Origin of the sequence: Actinoplanes ianthinogenes, from assembly GCF_018324205.1 — a bacterium.
GTDB lineage: Bacteria > Actinomycetota > Actinomycetes > Mycobacteriales > Micromonosporaceae > Actinoplanes > Actinoplanes ianthinogenes.
The window spans coordinates 8852761-8868547 of the sequence record NZ_AP023356.1; the positions used below are offsets into that span (position 1 = coordinate 8852761).

Annotated in this window: 18 protein-coding genes; 7 read left to right on the plus strand and 11 right to left on the minus strand. The window is 71.3% G+C overall.

All coding sequences use genetic code 11. The features are described from left to right. The first annotated feature begins 371 nt into the window (after positions 1-371). Positions 372-1211, plus strand: coding sequence for a DUF5753 domain-containing protein (locus Aiant_RS39920; protein ID WP_189329845.1), 840 nt, complete (start codon positions 372-374; stop codon positions 1209-1211). Between the two features lie 67 nt (positions 1212-1278). Here the strand turns inward: Aiant_RS39920 and Aiant_RS39925 are convergent, their stop codons facing one another. Beyond that, positions 1279-1503: a hypothetical protein gene (locus Aiant_RS39925; protein WP_189329846.1), complete on the minus strand. Its 225-nt coding sequence runs from the start codon at positions 1501-1503 to the stop codon at positions 1279-1281. 224 nt (positions 1504-1727) lie between these two features. Here Aiant_RS39925 and Aiant_RS39930 point away from each other — a divergent pair, with 224 nt between their 5' ends. After that, the gene (locus tag Aiant_RS39930) at positions 1728-2594 is read left to right on the plus strand and encodes a helix-turn-helix domain-containing protein (protein WP_189329847.1); all 867 of its coding nucleotides are present in this window, start codon (positions 1728-1730) and stop codon (positions 2592-2594) included. An 18-nt stretch (positions 2595-2612) separates the two neighbouring features. Continuing rightward, positions 2613-2828, plus strand: a complete 216-nt coding sequence (locus Aiant_RS39935; protein ID WP_189329848.1) for a DUF397 domain-containing protein — start codon at positions 2613-2615, stop codon at positions 2826-2828. 60 nt (positions 2829-2888) lie between these two features. Here Aiant_RS39935 and Aiant_RS39940 read toward each other — a convergent pair whose 3' ends face one another. From Aiant_RS39940 to Aiant_RS39955, 4 genes are read right to left on the minus strand one after another with little or no spacing between them, the layout of a single operon-like run. Further along, positions 2889-3857, minus strand: a complete 969-nt coding sequence (locus tag Aiant_RS39940; RefSeq protein ID WP_189329849.1) for an aldo/keto reductase — start codon at positions 3855-3857, stop codon at positions 2889-2891. A gap of 34 nt (positions 3858-3891) precedes the next feature. Continuing rightward, positions 3892-4617, minus strand: coding sequence for an FkbM family methyltransferase (locus tag Aiant_RS39945; RefSeq protein WP_212846702.1), 726 nt, complete (start codon positions 4615-4617; stop codon positions 3892-3894). Positions 4618-4665: 48 nt separating this feature from the next. Then, positions 4666-5325: a response regulator gene (locus Aiant_RS39950; RefSeq protein ID WP_189330609.1), complete on the minus strand. Its 660-nt coding sequence runs from the start codon at positions 5323-5325 to the stop codon at positions 4666-4668. Positions 5326-5360: 35 nt separating this feature from the next. Continuing rightward, a complete protein-coding gene (locus Aiant_RS39955; protein WP_189329851.1) occupies positions 5361-6491 on the minus strand; it encodes a sensor histidine kinase in 1131 nt (376 codons plus the stop codon). A gap of 135 nt (positions 6492-6626) precedes the next feature. On the opposite strand from Aiant_RS39955, the gene Aiant_RS39960 reads away from it, so the two are divergent. Continuing rightward, entirely contained in the window at positions 6627-7430 is an 804-nt protein-coding gene (locus Aiant_RS39960; RefSeq protein ID WP_189329852.1) for an alpha/beta hydrolase, read from the plus strand. Further along, entirely contained in the window at positions 7427-8533 is a 1107-nt protein-coding gene (locus tag Aiant_RS39965) for an acyltransferase family protein (RefSeq protein WP_189329853.1), read from the plus strand. Before Aiant_RS39960 ends, Aiant_RS39965 begins: the two co-directional genes overlap by 4 nt. On the opposite strand, the gene Aiant_RS39970 is transcribed toward Aiant_RS39965, so the two are convergent. Beyond that, on the minus strand, positions 8429-9088 hold the full coding sequence (locus Aiant_RS39970; protein WP_212846704.1) for a TetR/AcrR family transcriptional regulator: 660 nt from the start codon (positions 9086-9088) through the stop codon (positions 8429-8431). The genes Aiant_RS39965 and Aiant_RS39970 overlap by 105 nt on opposite strands. A 97-nt stretch (positions 9089-9185) precedes the next feature. On the opposite strand from Aiant_RS39970, the gene Aiant_RS39975 reads away from it, so the two are divergent. Further along, on the plus strand, positions 9186-10643 hold the full coding sequence (locus Aiant_RS39975; RefSeq protein ID WP_189329854.1) for an MFS transporter: 1458 nt from the start codon (positions 9186-9188) through the stop codon (positions 10641-10643). Between the two features lie 45 nt (positions 10644-10688). Here the strand turns inward: Aiant_RS39975 and Aiant_RS39980 are convergent, their stop codons facing one another. Then, entirely contained in the window at positions 10689-11009 is a 321-nt protein-coding gene (locus Aiant_RS39980; protein ID WP_189329855.1) for a nucleoside triphosphate pyrophosphohydrolase, read from the minus strand. Between the two features lie 32 nt (positions 11010-11041). On the opposite strand from Aiant_RS39980, the gene Aiant_RS39985 reads away from it, so the two are divergent. After that, positions 11042-11815, plus strand: a complete 774-nt coding sequence (locus Aiant_RS39985; protein WP_189329856.1) for an aminoglycoside phosphotransferase family protein — start codon at positions 11042-11044, stop codon at positions 11813-11815. Between the two features lie 71 nt (positions 11816-11886). On the opposite strand, the gene Aiant_RS39990 is transcribed toward Aiant_RS39985, so the two are convergent. The 4 genes from Aiant_RS39990 to Aiant_RS40005 all read right to left on the minus strand — a co-directional run bounded on the left by Aiant_RS39990 (position 11887) and on the right by Aiant_RS40005 (position 15740). Then, positions 11887-13647, minus strand: coding sequence for a DUF1996 domain-containing protein (locus tag Aiant_RS39990; RefSeq protein WP_229829943.1), 1761 nt, complete (start codon positions 13645-13647; stop codon positions 11887-11889). 116 nt (positions 13648-13763) lie between these two features. Then, positions 13764-14696: an NADP-dependent oxidoreductase gene (locus Aiant_RS39995; RefSeq protein ID WP_189329857.1), complete on the minus strand. Its 933-nt coding sequence runs from the start codon at positions 14694-14696 to the stop codon at positions 13764-13766. 37 nt (positions 14697-14733) lie between these two features. After that, positions 14734-15126 carry a tautomerase family protein gene (locus Aiant_RS40000; protein ID WP_189329858.1) on the minus strand — a complete coding sequence of 131 codons (393 nt, stop codon included), beginning with the start codon at positions 15124-15126 and terminating at the stop codon, positions 14734-14736. After that, positions 15126-15740: a TetR/AcrR family transcriptional regulator gene (locus Aiant_RS40005; protein ID WP_189329859.1), complete on the minus strand. Its 615-nt coding sequence runs from the start codon at positions 15738-15740 to the stop codon at positions 15126-15128. Before Aiant_RS40005 ends, Aiant_RS40000 begins: the two co-directional genes overlap by 1 nt. Positions 15741-15787: the final 47 nt, after the last annotated feature.

Below are 15787 nucleotides of genomic sequence, written 5' to 3' on the forward strand. Positions count from 1 at the left end.
ACGCGGGCACCGACCAAGGTATACGCCACTTGTTCAGGTCTCGGCACGATAAGTCGAACGTCGCGAATCAAACATTTCCCGCGAATCGTGCCGGGAGGCCGAGGGAGTGGCTCCGGAAAGGCCGCCGACTGCCAACCCGAGCCATTGTACGGGGCGCTCCTTAAAACCGGAACTGCCGAGAATGCGAAAGCGACTCAGGAGAATGCGCCATTGCGGAACGCGGGACGTGCATCCCCGCTTCGCGCGCGGCCGAATGCGGCTGCGCCATAGGTAGCATGGTGCTGCCGGCATTCGCCGATCTTGATCCGACGAGAAGGAAGGCCTGCCACCCACGCAGATCCGGTTTCGGAGATCCTGGAGGAGTCGATCCCATGACCGCAAGCGCGGACCCGACAGACCCCCGCCTCGTTCTCAGGCGCAAGCTGACGAGCGCACGAGAGGCGTCCGGTCGCACCCTGGAACAGGTCGCCGCGGCGTTCGGCTGGACGGTGATCGACCTGCTGCTGGTCGAGGCCGTCGAGGACGGGATCGACACCGGACGCCTCGATGCCCTGGCCGACTACTGGGGGATCAGCGCCGGTGGCGAGATCGAGGCGGTCCGGGCGCTGCCGCGCCGCGACATCCAGCTGAGCCAGGAGCTGCGGATCCTGTTCGCGTACGAGACCGTGGCCGCCGCGATCGACACCTTCGAGCCGTTCGTCGTTCCCGGGCTGTTGCAGACCGAGGCGTACGCCGAGGTCGTGCTCGGTTTCTATGTGGCCTCCGGCGATCTGGCGGCGCACGTGCACACGCGCCTGGCCCGGCAGAGCCTGCTGGCCCGCGAGGACGCGCCCGAGATGCGCTTCCTGATCGACGAGTCCGCGCTGTGCCGCTGGTCCGGTGCGGGCTCGGCGGTCATGCGCGAGCAACTCGTCCACCTTCGCGAGGCGGCCCGCAACCCGCGGGTGCGCATTCAGGTGATTCCGCTCAGTTCGGGTCCGCACGAGGGGATGAGGGGATCGTTCGTCGCCGTGGACCTCGCCACGGCGGAGCCGGGGAAACTGGTCTACCTGGAGGATGAGAACGGTGATGTCGTCCGGGTCGGGCCGGCGCAGGCCGCACCCTACGGCGATCGGTTCGAGCGGCTGGCGGACCTGGCCGCGCCCGCGCGGGACCTGGACGCCTTCCTGGACCGGGCGCTGGCAAGACTGGACGGCGTGCCCGAGTCGTAGGCCGGCCTATGGCGGCACCGTCGCCGTTGACGACCGCCGCCATAAGTTTCTGGTCACCGAGTGCGGCTCAGGCGAACAGTGAGAGAACGACGAGAGCCAGGGCGGCTATGGCGAGGACCAGAGCCAGACCGATCCGCGCCGCCGCCTTCAGCAATTCGGAGAACGGCTGCACGGAACGGCCGGCGGCGCGGATGGCGAGAATGATCAGAATCGCCGCACCGCCGATCATTACGTTTGAGGCACTGTGACCAGGCGGCTGTTGTGCGGACAGCAGGACGACTAAACTTTCCACTACTGCTCCTTCATTCCGTGTGACCGGTTGGGGGTAGCGGACAAGCGGGCATCTCCGGTGGCAGCCGGAGGTGCCCGTCCGCATTCGACGTCGGGTTTTCACCCTTACGGACAGTCTGACTGGCAACACGCCTAGTTGGCAATTGCCAGAGAGTGCGTTGACACACTATGTTTTCCAGCGGCGCCGTTGCCACTGCGCCTAGGATCGGGTGCGGGAGGTGTCTGGTGGAGCGGCGCAGCAGCCCGACCGTCAGAAACCGTGAGCTGGGCGCACTCCTCAAGAGCTATCGCGAGGCGAGGGGCCTGACCGCCGTCCAGGTGGCCGGCGACGTGGGCCTGTCCGCGGCCGCCATCAGCCGGCTGGAGACCGCCTCCCGGTCGTCACCGCGCACCGGGGTGACACAGGTCCGTGCGCTGTGCGGCTATTACGGATTGGACGCGCAGACCACGGAACGGTTGGTCCAACTCGCCCGGGAGGGATCCAAGCCGGGCCTGTGGCAGCGATACGACCTCGAGTCACCGACGGCGACCTATCTGGACCTGGAGTCCGCCGCGGTCTCGATCGACGATTTCGAAACCGCGGTCTTTCCCGGCCTGCTCCAGACCACGCCGTACGCTGAAGCGGTAATCGGGACGCTGCGTCTGCATCTGTCCGAGGACAAACGGGCACAGGCAGTGGAGTCGAGGTTGCGCCGTCAGCAGATCCTGACGGCCGCCGAGAATCCGCTCGTTTTCCATGCCGTGGTCGACGAAGGGGTTCTCCACCGGATCGTCGGGGACCGTGACGTCATGCGGCAGCAATTGCGGCACGTCAGAGACCTCGCCACCGGGGTGCCCACCGTCACGTTCCAGGTCCTGCCGTTCTCCGCCGGTGCCAGCCAGGCGCTCGACGGGCCTTTCGCCGTCCTCAGCTTCGCGGAAAAACTGCTGCCCACGGTGATTTACACCGAGGGGCAGCTGGGGCAGGTCTTCGAGGACGACCCCGAGGTCGTCGCGCGCATGGAGCACGCCTTCTCGGAGCTGGCCGGCCTCGCGCTGGACGCGGAGCAATCGCTGAGAAAAATCGACGAACACATCCGCGCATTATCCTGAGCACATTCAAGGAAAATCATGACCCACGTGGATTTTGACCGTAACGCACTCGCGTGGCGCATCGCCACCCGCAGTCAGGGTGGCAACTGCGTCCAGGTCGCCAGGACCGACAACCTGATCGCCGTGCGCAATTCCCGGCGTCCCGACGCAGAGATCATCCTGTATACACAGCCGGAATTCGAGGCTTTCCTGGACGGCGCCAAGAAGGGTGAATTCGACGACCTGCTGGACTGATCCGCCGAGCGGGGGCGGCGACCGTCACGGTTGCCGCCCCGCTCGTCTGTGTGCCGCCGATCAGTGCTTCGGGTACGGGTCCGCCCACGCGGAGTGGTCAGCCGCGTCGAGGCGCCGCACCTGGTCGGCGCTGAGTTCCAGGGCGACCCCGTCGAACGCGCTGTCGAGCTGGTGCACCTTGCTGCCGCCGAGCATCGGCCGGATGCCGCGGCTGAGCAGCCAGGCCAGCACCACCTGCCCGCGGGCCGCCCGCGTCTCGGCGGCGACCTCGTCCAGCGCCGTCAACCGGGCCGCGTTGCCCGGGTGGTCGTACACCTCGGGGATCGGCTTGGCCGGGTTGTCGTAGGCACCGGACAGCAGTGGCGTGTACGCCCACAGATCCATCCCGTGCTCCGCCGCATAGTCGGCCTGCTCGTCGCTGAGCACCCCGAAGCGGTGCACCACCCCGGGCGGCAGCGTGCCCGGCCGCGGACGCAGGTACGTGGCGTTGAGCTGCATCGCGTCGAACGGCCGGACACCGATCGCCCGGGCGTGCGCACGTCCCCGCTCGACCAGCCAGGCCGGGTGGTTGGAGACCCCGAACCGGTCGGCGGCCAGCCCGGCCAGCGCGCCGACGGTGTCCTCGATCGGGGTGGACCGGTCCTCCTGGTGCAGCCAGAGCAGGTCGACCCGGTCGACGCCGAGCCGCTCCAGGCTGCCGGCGAACGCGGCTCGCACCGCCTCCGGCGACAACCCCGCCCGGCCGTCCGGCCACGAACCGGGGCGCAGCGGCTCGGCGCCCAGCTTGGTGGCGATCCGGACCCGCTCGCGGACACCCGGGCGGGCGGCGAGCCACCGGCCGAGGACCCGCTCGCTGTCGCCGCCGAATCCGGTGTCGCTGGCCCAGAACGAGTAGCAGTCGGCGGTGTCGATCCACACGCCACCGCGCTCGACGAACCGGTCGAGCAGCGCGAACGAGGTCTCCTCGTCGACGCCGGTGCCGAACATCATCGCCCCGAGCACGAGCGGGCAGTACGTCTTGTCGATCATGTCCTACACCCTGGCACCTGGAGCGCGCTCCAGGTCAAGCCCGCTCAACGCGGCCGGAACAGGTAGTTGTTCGCGTGGGCGCACACCCGCTCGGCCGGCACCCAGCCCCGCTGCCAGGTGTACATCGTGTATCCACGGGCGCGCAGCCACGCCACCACGTCGTCGGGGAGTAGTCGTACCGTACGGTGTGCCGGGCCTCGATCTCGATGAACATCGCCGGCCGGAACCGTGCCACCGTCTCCGGCGCCCCGTGCAGCACGTGCAGTTCCCCGCCCTCCACATCGATCTTCACGAAGTCCAGCCGCTCCAGTCCCGCCTCCGCGACCAGCGCGTCGACGGTGCTGACCTCGACGACCACGTCCTCGTGCCGGGCGAACTCGTCGTTGGAACCGAGCCCGTGACTCTGCCAGCCGAGGAAGGATCTGCTGGTCGCCGGGCCGCTCGCCGTGTAGGGCACCCGCATCGCCGCCCGCCCCGGCTGCGCCCCGAGCGCGACCGCGTGATGCCGGACGTTCCCGCGCCGCCGCGCGCCCAGCACCCGCGACCAGAACGGATGCCCGAAACTCAGCGGCTCCACGCTGTGCACCAGCCCGTGCGGCCCGACCAGGTCGGACAGCGCCCGGCTGTAGAGTCCGGCCGCCGATCCGACGTCCAGGCACACGTCGCCCGGGCGGACCAACCCGCCGATCGTGTGCAGCTCGTTGTCCAGGTACCGGGTGTGGCGCGACAGGGTGCTCGCGACCGCGTTGATGATCGTCACGCCGACGACGGTAGGCGCCGGCCGGGCCCCGCGAATCGGCCCGCGGAACTAAGCCCCCGGGCTGACCAGCCCCATCTCGTACGCGATGATCACCAGCTGCACGCGGTCGCGGGCGTCGAGCTTGGTGAACAGCCGGGCCAGGTGTGCTTTCGCCGTCGCCGGGCTGATGTACAGCTCGGTGGCGATCTCGGCGTTCGACCGGCCGAGCCCGACCAGGGTGAGCACCTCGCGTTCGCGCTCGGTGATCCCGTCCGTCGACCGATAGACCGGCGCGGGCACGGCCGGGCGCCCGGCGAACTGGGCGATCAGCCGCCGGGTCACGCTCGGCGCGATCAGCGCGTCACCGCCCGCGACCACCCGCACCGCGTTCAGGATGTCGTCCAGCGCCATGTCCTTCACCAGGAAGCCGCTGGCTCCGGCGCGCAGCGCGGCGTACACGTACTCGTCGTCGTCGAACGTGGTCAGCACCAGCACCTTCGCCGGGTCGTCGCCGGTCAGGATGTGCCGGGTGGCCTCGATGCCGTCCATCACCGGCATCCGGATGTCCATCACCACCACGTCCGGCCGGTGCTCGCGGGCCAGCCGGATCGCCTCGGCGCCGTTACCGGCCTCGGCGACCACGGTCAGGTCCGTGGCGTCGTTGATCAGCACCCGCAGTCCGTTGCGGATCAGCGGCTGGTCATCCACGAGCAACACCCGCACGCTCATGCCGCCACCCCCGCCGCTCTCCGGCGCCCGCTCGCTCACGCGCCGTCCCTCGGCAGCGGGATCCGGGCGTGCACGTGGAAGCCGCCGGGCGTGCCGGGACCGGCGCGGAACTCGCCGCCGAGCAGGCTGACCCGCTCGCGCATCCCGGCGATGCCGTATCCGTGGTCGCTGCCGCCGGCGGCGCCGCGCCCGCCGTCGATCACCTCGATGGTCAGCTCCTGGTCGCTCTGCTCGATCACGACGTCGCACCGGTCGGTGCCGGCGTGCCGGATCACGTTGGTCATCGCCTCCTGGACGATACGGAAAGCGGACAACTCGATGTCGGGCGGCAGCGACGCCTGCGCGCCGCTGCGCAGCAGGTTGACCGTCAACCCCGCCTTTTCGGTACGCCTCACCAGGCCCTCCAAGTCGTCCAGCCCGGGCGCCGGGTCCCGCGCGGCGGCACCCGCCTGGAGGTCGTTGCGCCGCAGCGTGCCCAGCATCCGGCGCAGCGCGGCCGCCGTGTCCCGGCTGGTCTCCTCGATGTTCGCGAGGGCGTTACGGGCCTCGGCCGGCTGGGTGTCGATCACCCGGCGGCCCATCCCGGCCTGCACCGCGATCACCCCGATGCTGTGCGCGATCATGTCGTGCAGCTCCCGGGCGATCCGCAACCGCTCCGCCTGCACCGCTCGCATCTCGGCCTCGACCCGCTGCGCCGCCGCATAGAGCCGACGCTGCCGGACCGAGTTGCCGATCAGCCACGCGGTGGCGACCGCGAGGGCCTCGAGGAGGTAGAGGATGATCACGCCGGTGGGGTTGTCGAACGTGGTGACCCCCATCTGCACGGCGACGGTCGCCAGCGCGGCCGGGATCGACCGCCGCCGCGGCGCCGAGGCGGCGACGGCGCCCACCATGAGGTCGGCCAGGATCAGCAGCGGGACGAGGATGGCCCGCCCGGTGAAGAGCTGGTGCACGATCGGCATGAGGGCGATCCCGCTGATCAGCACCACCGTCAGGGCCGTCCCCGGGTGCCGGCGCATCAGCCCCAGCGGCAAGGCCATCACCAGGACGACCGCCGCGGCCCACAGCACGCCGGGGCCGACCGGGGCGATCGCGACCAGCCACAGCGCGATCGGGAACAGCAGCGCGAGGCTCCACCGCGACAGGACACCCAGGCGTTCGGACATGGCGCCGATCGTATCGACGCTGCTCAGGGCGCACATCAGCCCACGGGTGTAAGACCTGGGGGCTACCCGCCGGTGGGCCCGATGTGATCCACGGGCCGATGTGGATCCATGTCCCCGGCCAGCAGATTGTCGGTCATGAAGAAGAACGTGCTGCTGGCCGTCCTCGCCATGATCGTGACGCCGACCGCGAGCACCCTCCTGGCGCCCCCGGCGACCGCCCCGCCCGCGGTGGTGATCCGGCCGCCCGGCGTGTACCTGATGTTCGACACCCGGGGGCAGGGGCGGGTCGCGCAGGTGTTCGGTGACCTGAGCACCGCGCGGCGGATCGCGATCCTGGTGCCCGGCATGTCGAACCGGCTGGCGAACTTCTGGTGCGGTGTCGGCGGTAAGCACTATCGGTCACCCGCCACCCAGGCAGCGGATCTGCACCGGGCGATGGGGCCCGGCGAGCAGGCGGTGATCGCCTGGCTCGGCTACGACACCCCGCAGACGATCAAGCAGGCCGGTCGCCAGGAGCTGGCCGCCGCGGGCGCCGACGCCCTGGCCGACTTCGTCGGCGAGTTGGCCGCCGCGCATCCGGGGGCCACGTTCGCGCTGCTCGGGCACAGTTACGGGTCGACCGTGATCGGCCTGGCCGCATCCCGGTTACCGAATCGGGTCACCGACATCGCGGTGTTCGGCAGCCCGGGGATGGGCGTCGACAGCGTCGCCGAGCTGGGCACCGGCGCCCGGGTCTGGGCCGGTCAGAGCGCCGGTGACTGGGTCCGCTGGGTGCCCGGCATCCGCTGGCTCGGCCTCGGCCACGGCACCAAGCCGTCCGACCGCGCCTTCGGCGCGCAGACCTTCGCCACCGCTGACGTCCGCGACCACGACCACTACCTGGCGCCGGGCACCGATTCCCTCGCCGCCCTGGCCGCGATCGCCGGAGGAGCACGATGACGATCAACGACCGCGACCGTACGATCGACGCCCTGCGCGCCGTCGCGATCCTCGGCGTCGTGCTCGGCCACTGGCTGGTGTCCGCCCTGGTCAGTGACCCCGCCCAGCCGGCCGCGTGGCACGGCGCCAGCCCCCTGGCGGAAAATCCGTCCCTCGTCCCGGCGACCTGGCTGCTCCAGACGCTGGGCCTGTTCTTCTTCGCCGGCGGTTTCGCGGCGGCCCGCGGCCTGCGCGGCCGCCCGGCGTGGCCGTGGCTGACCAGCCGGGTCACCCGGTTGCTGCGGCCGATCGCGGTCCTCGCCGCGGTCTGGCTGCCCGCGCTGGGCCTGCTGAAACTCACCGGCGCCCCGGAGAGCACCCGCCACGCGGTGTGGTCGCTGGTCACCCATCCGATGTGGTTCCTGATCGTCTACGTGGTGCTGCTCGCGCTGACCCCGCTGCTGCGTGCCACTCTGATCCGATGCGGTCTGTGGGCGGCGCTGCTCCCGGTGGCGCTGATCGCGCTCGCCGACCTGTGCCGGCACCTGGGCGCCGACTCGCCGGTGCTGCTGCTGGCCGCCCCGATCGGGTGGGCGGCCCCGTACCTGCTGGGCATCGCCCTGTCGGAGGGCCGGCTGTCCCGCCGGCACGGCCTGGCCCTGACCGTCGGCGGGGTCGTCGCCGGCGCGGTGCTGGTCCTGGTGGCCGGATATCCGGCGAGCGCGGTCGGCGTGCCCGGCGACAACTGGTCGAACCTGGACCCGCCGTCGCTGTTCGCCCTGGCCCTCGCCGCCGCCCAACTCGGCGTCTTCCTGCTGCTGCGTCCCCGGCTCGCGGCCGGGCTGCGCCGGCCTGCGCTGTGGCTGCCGGTCGTGGTGCTCAACCTCGCCGCGATGACCCTGTTCTGCTGGCACCAGACCGCGCTGCTGCTGGTCAGTTTCGCGAGCCTGCCGGCCGGGCCGCTGCCGGGCCTGCTCGACGCGCCGACCGGACTGTGGCCGATGCACCGGCTGCTGTGGCTACCGGTGTTCGCCCTGGTCCTGGCTGTCCTCTGCGCGGTCTTCCGCCCCCGGCGCCCGGCCGTAGACCAGGCGCAGGATCGCGTCGGTGAGCGTGTCGAGTAACTCGTCCTCGTCGTAGGCGCCGGGGTCGGCGTACGCGTCGGCGAACATCGTGCTGCGCAGGTTGACGGCCATCTTGGCGATCAGCTCGGGCGGGCCGCCGACGGTCAGGCCGGCCCGGGCGTCGCGCTCGATGCGCTTGCTGAACAGCGTGCAGCCCTGCTCGACCAGCCGGGCGCGGATCTGCATCACGTCGGGACCGGGGTCGGGGGCGAGGAACGCCTCGCGCAGCCACCGGCCCTCGACCTTCCACCGGGCCAGTCCGGCCGCCAGCCCGCGGCGCAGCCCGGCGCGATCGTGTCCGTCGGAGGCGAGCCACTCGGCCATCTCCAGGTCGGCCTCGGCGATGCCCTGGTCGACCACCGCGGCGAGCAGCGCCTGCTTCGACTCGAAGTAGAAGTAGAAGCCGGACCGGGTGATGCCGGCCGCCCCGGCCAGCTCGTCGATCGTCACCTGGCTGATCGGCTTGTCCCGGAAGACGACCCGCGCGGCGCCGAGCAGGGCCTGCTCGCGCTGGTCGCCCTTGGTGGGGGCACGACGGCTCTTGATGGCTGGCACAGCCGCGACTCTACAACCCATCAAATGTAATTGACGCCGCATCTTTGGTTTTTGACACAGCGTTGAAAACTCTCGTCGCCGGGTCTACGGTCAGCCCATGCCCTCAAGAACGCGCATGGCACTGCCCGTCGCCTGCTACGTCGTGCTGCTCGTCTCCGCGCTGCAGACCCTGGTCGTCCCGGTCGTCGCCAACATCCGTGCCGACCTCGGCGTCTCGACCAGCGCGGCCAGCTGGGTGGTGACCGCCAACCTGCTCGCCGCCGCGGTGCTCACCCCGATGCTCGGCCGGCTCGGCGACCTGCACGGGCGCCGCCCGGTGATGCTGGGCGTGCTGGTCGTGGTGCTGCTCGGCTCGGTGCTCGCCGCCACCACCTCGAGCCTGCCGCTGCTGCTCGCCGGCCGGGTCGCCCAGGCGGCCAGCTTCGGCCTGTTCCCGCTGGCCATCGGCGTGCTGCGGGAGGAGCTGCCGCCGCAGCGCCTGACCGGCGCGATGGCCCTGGTCAGCGGCATGCTCTCGGTCGGCGCCGGCTTCGGCCTGGTGGTCACCGGCCTGCTGATGCGCCACGGTGGCGATTACCACCAGCTGTTCTGGCTGTCCACCGCGCTGACCGCGATCGGCCTGGCCGGGGTGTGGACCTTGCCGCGCCGCGCCGGGGCGGCCACCGGCACCCTGGACTGGACCGGCGCCGCCCTGCTCGGGCTCGGCCTGGTCCTGCTGATCCTGCCCCTGGAGGAGGGCAACGGCTGGGGCTGGGGCTCGGCCCGGGTGCTCGGCCTGCTGGCCGCCGCGCTCGTCGTGCTGACCGTGTTCGTGCTGTTCGAGCGGCGGGTCACGCACCCGCTGGTCAGCACCCGGATGCTCAGCCACCGCCCGATCGTGGTGGCCAACGCGGCCGGGCTCTTCCTCGGCTTCGCGATGTTCGCCGTCTTCCTGTCGGTCTCCCAGCTGGTGCAGACGCCACCGGCGATCGCCGGCTACGGCTTCGGCGCCTCGGTGCTCGCCGCCAGCCTGGTCTACCTGCTGCCCGGCACGGCCGGCGGCGTGCTCACCGCTCCGCTGGGTGGCCGGTTGGTGGCCCGCTTCGGCGCCAAGGCGACGCTGGTCCTCGCGGCGGTCCTGGCCGGCGCCGGCTTCGCGCTGCTCGCGGCGCTGCACTCGGCCACCTGGCAGGTGATCGTCGGGGCGCTGATCGTCAACACCGCGGTCACCTTCGGGTACGCGGCACTGCCCGCCCTCCTGGTCGCCCACGTCACGCCCGCCGAGACCGGCATCGCCAACAGCGTGAACTCGATCGCCCGCTCGGTCGGCATGTCGCTGGGCACCGCGTTCGTGGTCACCATGATGACCCGCAACCCGATCCCCGGCCCGCTGCCGCTGCCCCGCGAGGCCCAGTTCGTGACGGTCTTCGTGATCGGCGCCGGCCTGGCCGCGATCGCCGCGGTCACCGTCGCCTGGCTGCTGCCGCGTGTCCGGGAGCCGAAGCTCACCGTGGCCGAGGTGGAGGCCGACGAGGTGCTCGGCGCCGCCGGGCTGGACGTGCCGGCCGTGCGCTGACACCGGGAACGCGGGCCGCGTCCGGTGCTGACGCGGCCCGCGGCCCTACGCGTTGCCCAGCCAGATCAGCCGGTCGTCGAAACCGCCGCGCTCCTGCCGCTTCTGCTCGGCCAACTCGATCAGCTCGGAGCGGCTGACGCCCTGCAACGCCGCCGCCGCGAAACACGCCTCCAGAACGTCGGCGAGCTCCTCGGCCCGTTCGCTCTCCAGGTACTCGGCGAGCTCCTCGCGCAGCTTGGCCTGCACGTATCCGCGAAACTCGTCCTCGGTGGCGGTGCGCACGATCGGCTCCAGACCGTCCCGCCGGATGATCTCCGGGATCCGGTCGCGCACCAGCTTTCCTGCCTGTCCGCTTTCGCCGGTCATCACTGGATATTAGACCGGTACTGTCGCTGGGCATGACCGATGCACAGGTGCTTCAGGACGATCCGCACCGCCGGGTCGTGCGGGTCGGCGACACCGTTCGCCGGCCCGTGCACCCCTGGTCGCCGACGATTCACGAGGTGCTGCGGCACCTGGAGGCGGTCGGTTTTCCGTACGCGCCGAGGGTGCTCGGGATCGACACGGACGGGCGGGAGGTGCTCACCTACATCGCGGGGGAGTCCGGCGGGGCGGCATGGTCCAAGGTGGTCGGCGACGCGGGGCTGGTGGCGATGGCCCGGCTGCTGCGGGATTACCACGACGCCGTGCGTGACTTCCGGCCGGCGGCCGCGGCCGGGTGGGCGGCCAGCGCCGGCGGGTTCGATGCCGGGGACCTGGTCTGTCACGGTGACTTCGGGCCCTGGAACCTGGTGTGGCGCGGTTGTCAGCCGGTCGGCATCCTGGACTGGGACTACGCCTGGCCGGCCCCGGCCGTCCACGACGTCGCCTACGCCCTCGAATATGTGACACCGTTTCGCGACGACGCGGTGGCGGCCGCCGACCTGCACCATCCGGCGCCGCCGGACCGCAGGCGCCGGATGGAACTGTTCGCCGAGGCGTACGGGCTCACCACGATGGACGGCCTGGTCGACGAGGTCATCACTCAGCAGCATCAGGTCTGGCAGCGGGCCCGGCGACTGGCCGCCGAGGGCCGGCAGCCGCAGGTCGCCTGGGAGCGGGCCGGCCTGCTCGACGAGGTGGCCCGGCGGATCGAGTGGAGCCGGGCCCACCGGGACATTTTCGGGGGATGAGCGTCCCCCGCCCGACGAGCTCGAAGCCCGCTGACCCACAGCCTCGTGCTAGATGGACACGGCGCTGCCGGTCAGCGGCAGTTCTTTCCCTTGTTGATGCAGGTGGCGATGCGTTGCATGGTCCGGGCGGAGTTCACGTTCACGAAGTCGTTGTGGTCGGAGAACGGATTGTGGTTCTCCTCCGGGAAGGAGTCGAGGGCGTACTGGCCCTTCAGCTGGACCGCCCGCGAGATCTTGTACGACAGGGTGATGCGCAGCTGCGGGATGGCCACGAACCCGGCCGGGCAGGCGCCGGTCTTCCGGTCGGCGAAGGCGACGTGGCTGCGATGGTTGGCGCTGTCGGTGTTCTTGCCGTCCCAGCAGCCCGGGAAGTCCTGCACCCGCTGGACCTGGCGACCTTCCGGGCACACCGGGTACTTGTCGGACAGCCGGTCGGCGAAACCGGAGCAGGTCCAGGTGGCTCGGGCGTTGGCCGGGCCGCGGCTGGTCGGCTTCGCGTCACCGGTCAGTGCGCGCAGGAACTTCGGCATCGGCACCACCTTGCTCACCGGGTTGCCGCGGTACTCGATCAGCACCGAGGCGGGGCGCACGATGCCGCCGGTGTTGTTCGGCAGTTCCAGATTCGGGCCCTGCGGATCCGGCAGCGCGACAGCGGACGGTGACGCCGACGGCCGGCCGGTGCCCTGTCCCGTGGTGCTCTGCCGGCCGTCGAGCGTGCAGCCGGCCAGCTTCTCCAGGCCGTCGGGGCGGGCGGTGGTACGGCCGATGGCGGTGGCGATGCGGTCCAGGACAGCGATCCGCTTGGCTTTCAGCGGGCCGAGAATCGCGTTGTCCACGAAGGCGGCACCACCCTGCCCGCGGGTGGCGACCAGTCGCTCGTCGGCCTCCGAGATCTGCCGGTCCAGTTCGTCGAGGCTGCGGTCGACCTCGGCCAGCGCCGGCGCCGGCACGCCGGGGATTTTGTCGCGTACGCCCGGGCAGTGAATCTGGGGCGTCGCCACCGGGGCGGCCTTCGCCCCAGCGGTGTGCAGGACCTCGTGGACACCGTCGTAGCTGATGTCGCAGTCGGCCATCGACACCATGCGGCTCGGCCATCGGCCGCCGGCCCGGCGGATCGCGTCACCCATCCTCGTCAGCGCGGTTGTCCGGTCCGCACCCAGCTTGCGCAGCACCTCGTTGTTGAGGTCCGCGTTCACGCCCTTGACGGCGAGGATCCGCCGATCTGCGGAGGCCTCCATCCGATCCAGCTCGGACAGCAGCCCCGCGACCGAGGCCTTTGCGCTGTCCGGCACGGCCGGGAGGCGATCACGGACGGCCGGGCAGACCACCGCTCCGGACGTGCCCGACAGCGCCTCACGGACCGTCGCGTCGTCCGCGCGCACCGACTTGTCGATCCGCACGACCGGCCAGAAGTAGGACGACTTGTCGCCGTTGCGGCACGTCGTGCCGGAGGCGTCCAGGTCCGCGTCGGAGGAGAACGCGGTGATCGCCTTGTTGCCGACGAAGTCGTGCACGTGCTCGGCGCCGTTGCGGATGCCCGGCTGCGCCACCGGGTTGTCCGGGCTGAACTTGCCGTTGCCGTTCGTGCCGCAGTCCACCGTGAACCGGCCACGCGAGGCATCCCGGCCGGGCGGTGGGTTCACCACGCCGGCCGCCACCCGCTCGATCGGCACGTACTGATTCAGGCTGGTCGAGGCGTCGGCCTTGCCATCGCCTCCACCGCTGACGAACGTGACGGTCAGAACTCCGGCAGCGGCGAGCGCGGTGCCGGCCGCGAGGATCCGTACCAGGACCGGGTTCTTCGGCGAAGGCCGTCGGTAACGAGCTGTCACGTGCTTCTCCTCATCGTGGAACCACCGCCGCGGCAAGCGACGTCGCCCCTCGATACGCGAGCCGTACGCGTCCGGATCGCGGAACCCGGTCCAGGTAAGGAGTCGGTAATAACTAGCTAATCGGGCAGCAGCACGAGCTTGCCGCGCACGTGGCCCTGCTCCAGCACGCGCTGCGCCTGCGCGGCCTCGGCGAGCGGGAACTCCCGGGCCACCTCGACGCGCAGCCGGCCGGCGTCGGCCAGCGCGGCCAGGGTCGCGAGCTGGTCGCCGTCCGGGCGGACGAAGACGTACCGTCCGCCCTGCTCTTTGACCTGCGGGTCGACGACCGAGGCGTGCCGGGCGGGGGAGCGGACCAGCCGCGGCGACTGGCTCAGCGCGGCGCCGCCGACGAAGTCCAGCGCCGCGTCGACCCGGCCGTCCCCACCGGTCAGCGACGCCAGGCGGTCCGGCAGGTCGTCGCCGTACTCGATCGGTTCGCAGCCCAGTCCGCGCAGGAAGTCGTGGTTGGTCTTCGAGGCGGTGCCGATGACGCGGGCCGCGCCCAGCGCCCGGGCCAGCTGCACCGCCAGGTGTCCCACCCCGCCGGCGGCCGCGTGCACCAGGACGACGTCGCCCGGACCGGCGTCGACCGCCAGCAGCATCTGCCACGCGGTCAGTCCGGCCAGGGGCAGGCCGCCCGCCTGCGCGAAGGTCAGCGAGGACGGCTTGTGCGCGACCGCGCCCTCGGCGACGGAGACCAGTTCGGCGTACGTGCCGTGCTGCACCGTGTCCTTGCGCGCGTACGCCATCACCTCGTCCCCGGCGGCGAACCCGGTGACCGCCGGCCCGACCGCGTCCACCACCCCGGCCACGTCCCAGCCCGGGATCAGCGGCGTGTGATGCGGGAAGGCGCCGCGCAGATGGCCCTGCCGGATCTTGTAGTCGACCGGGTTCAGGCCGGCGCCGCGCACCCGGATGCGGACGACGTCCGGCCCGACCGGCGGATCCGGCAGCTCCACCAGCCGCAGCACGTCGGCGTCACCGTAGTCGTCCAGCGCGATAGCTCTCATGCCGCCCGGATTGCCCGATCCCGCCGCGGCTAATCACCTACCGCCCGCTGTCGATCACCCGGCCGCCGAGCCCGGACCGGGAGGTGGGCTGGCCGACCAGCTCGACGAGCACCTCGTCGTGGCGACCCGCACCGAACACGGCGGTGACCGCGTCGGTGAACGCGGTCACGAGCCGCGCGATCACGGTGCCGGCGTCCTCCCGCGCGAACACCTCCTCGCGCATCCCGAAGCTGACCGCCGGCGCCGCCGTCGTGACCGGCACCCCGCCACGTGCCCACCGACCGGCGGGAATGCCGATCAGCCGGACGTCCACCGAGCCACGGACCCAGTCGCCGTACACGGAGACCACCGCATCCGTCAGCTCGGTGATCAGGGCGGGCTCACGCCCGGCGAGCTCAGCTTCCAGTGCGTACAGCGTCACGTGCGGCATCAACGACTCCCGGTCGTGGGCGTGAACAGCCGATCGAGCTGATTGTTCAGGATCCGCAGCGCCGCGGCACCGTCACGCTGACCGCCCAGCACGCTCGACCCCAGCCCGTTGGTCAGCGCGAGCAGCGCCGCCGCGGTCAGTGCCGGGTCCACGTCGGGGGCCACGTCGCCGGCCTCCTGAGCTTCGGTGATCTGGCCGGCGAGCAGCGACTCCAGCCGGTCCGGATAGGTGGTGCCGTGCCGCTTGTCCAGCTCCGGCTCGCTGAACACCAGCGTGTAGAACCCCGTGTACGCCCGGGTCAGCCGCACGCTCTCCTCGTCGGTCGGCAGCGCGGCGGTGAGCGTGCCGTACACGATGCTGCGCGGGGTCGCCGGGCCGAGCGCCCGGATGCCGGCCCGCACCCGCTCGGTGAGCTGCTCCGCGAGGTAGGCGAGCGCGGCCACCAGCAGCTCCTCCTTGGTGTGGAAGTAGTACTGCACCAGCCGCAGCGAGACACCGGCCTCGGCCGCCACCTCGCGCATGGTCGCCGACTGCAGGCCGCGCGTGCTCGCGATCCGCAGGAGCGCCTCGCCGATCTGCCGCCGTCGCTGCTCATGGTCCACCCGTTTCGGCACGCCTGTGATGGTACGCCCGTATCAAATACGTGATACGGTCGTATCAC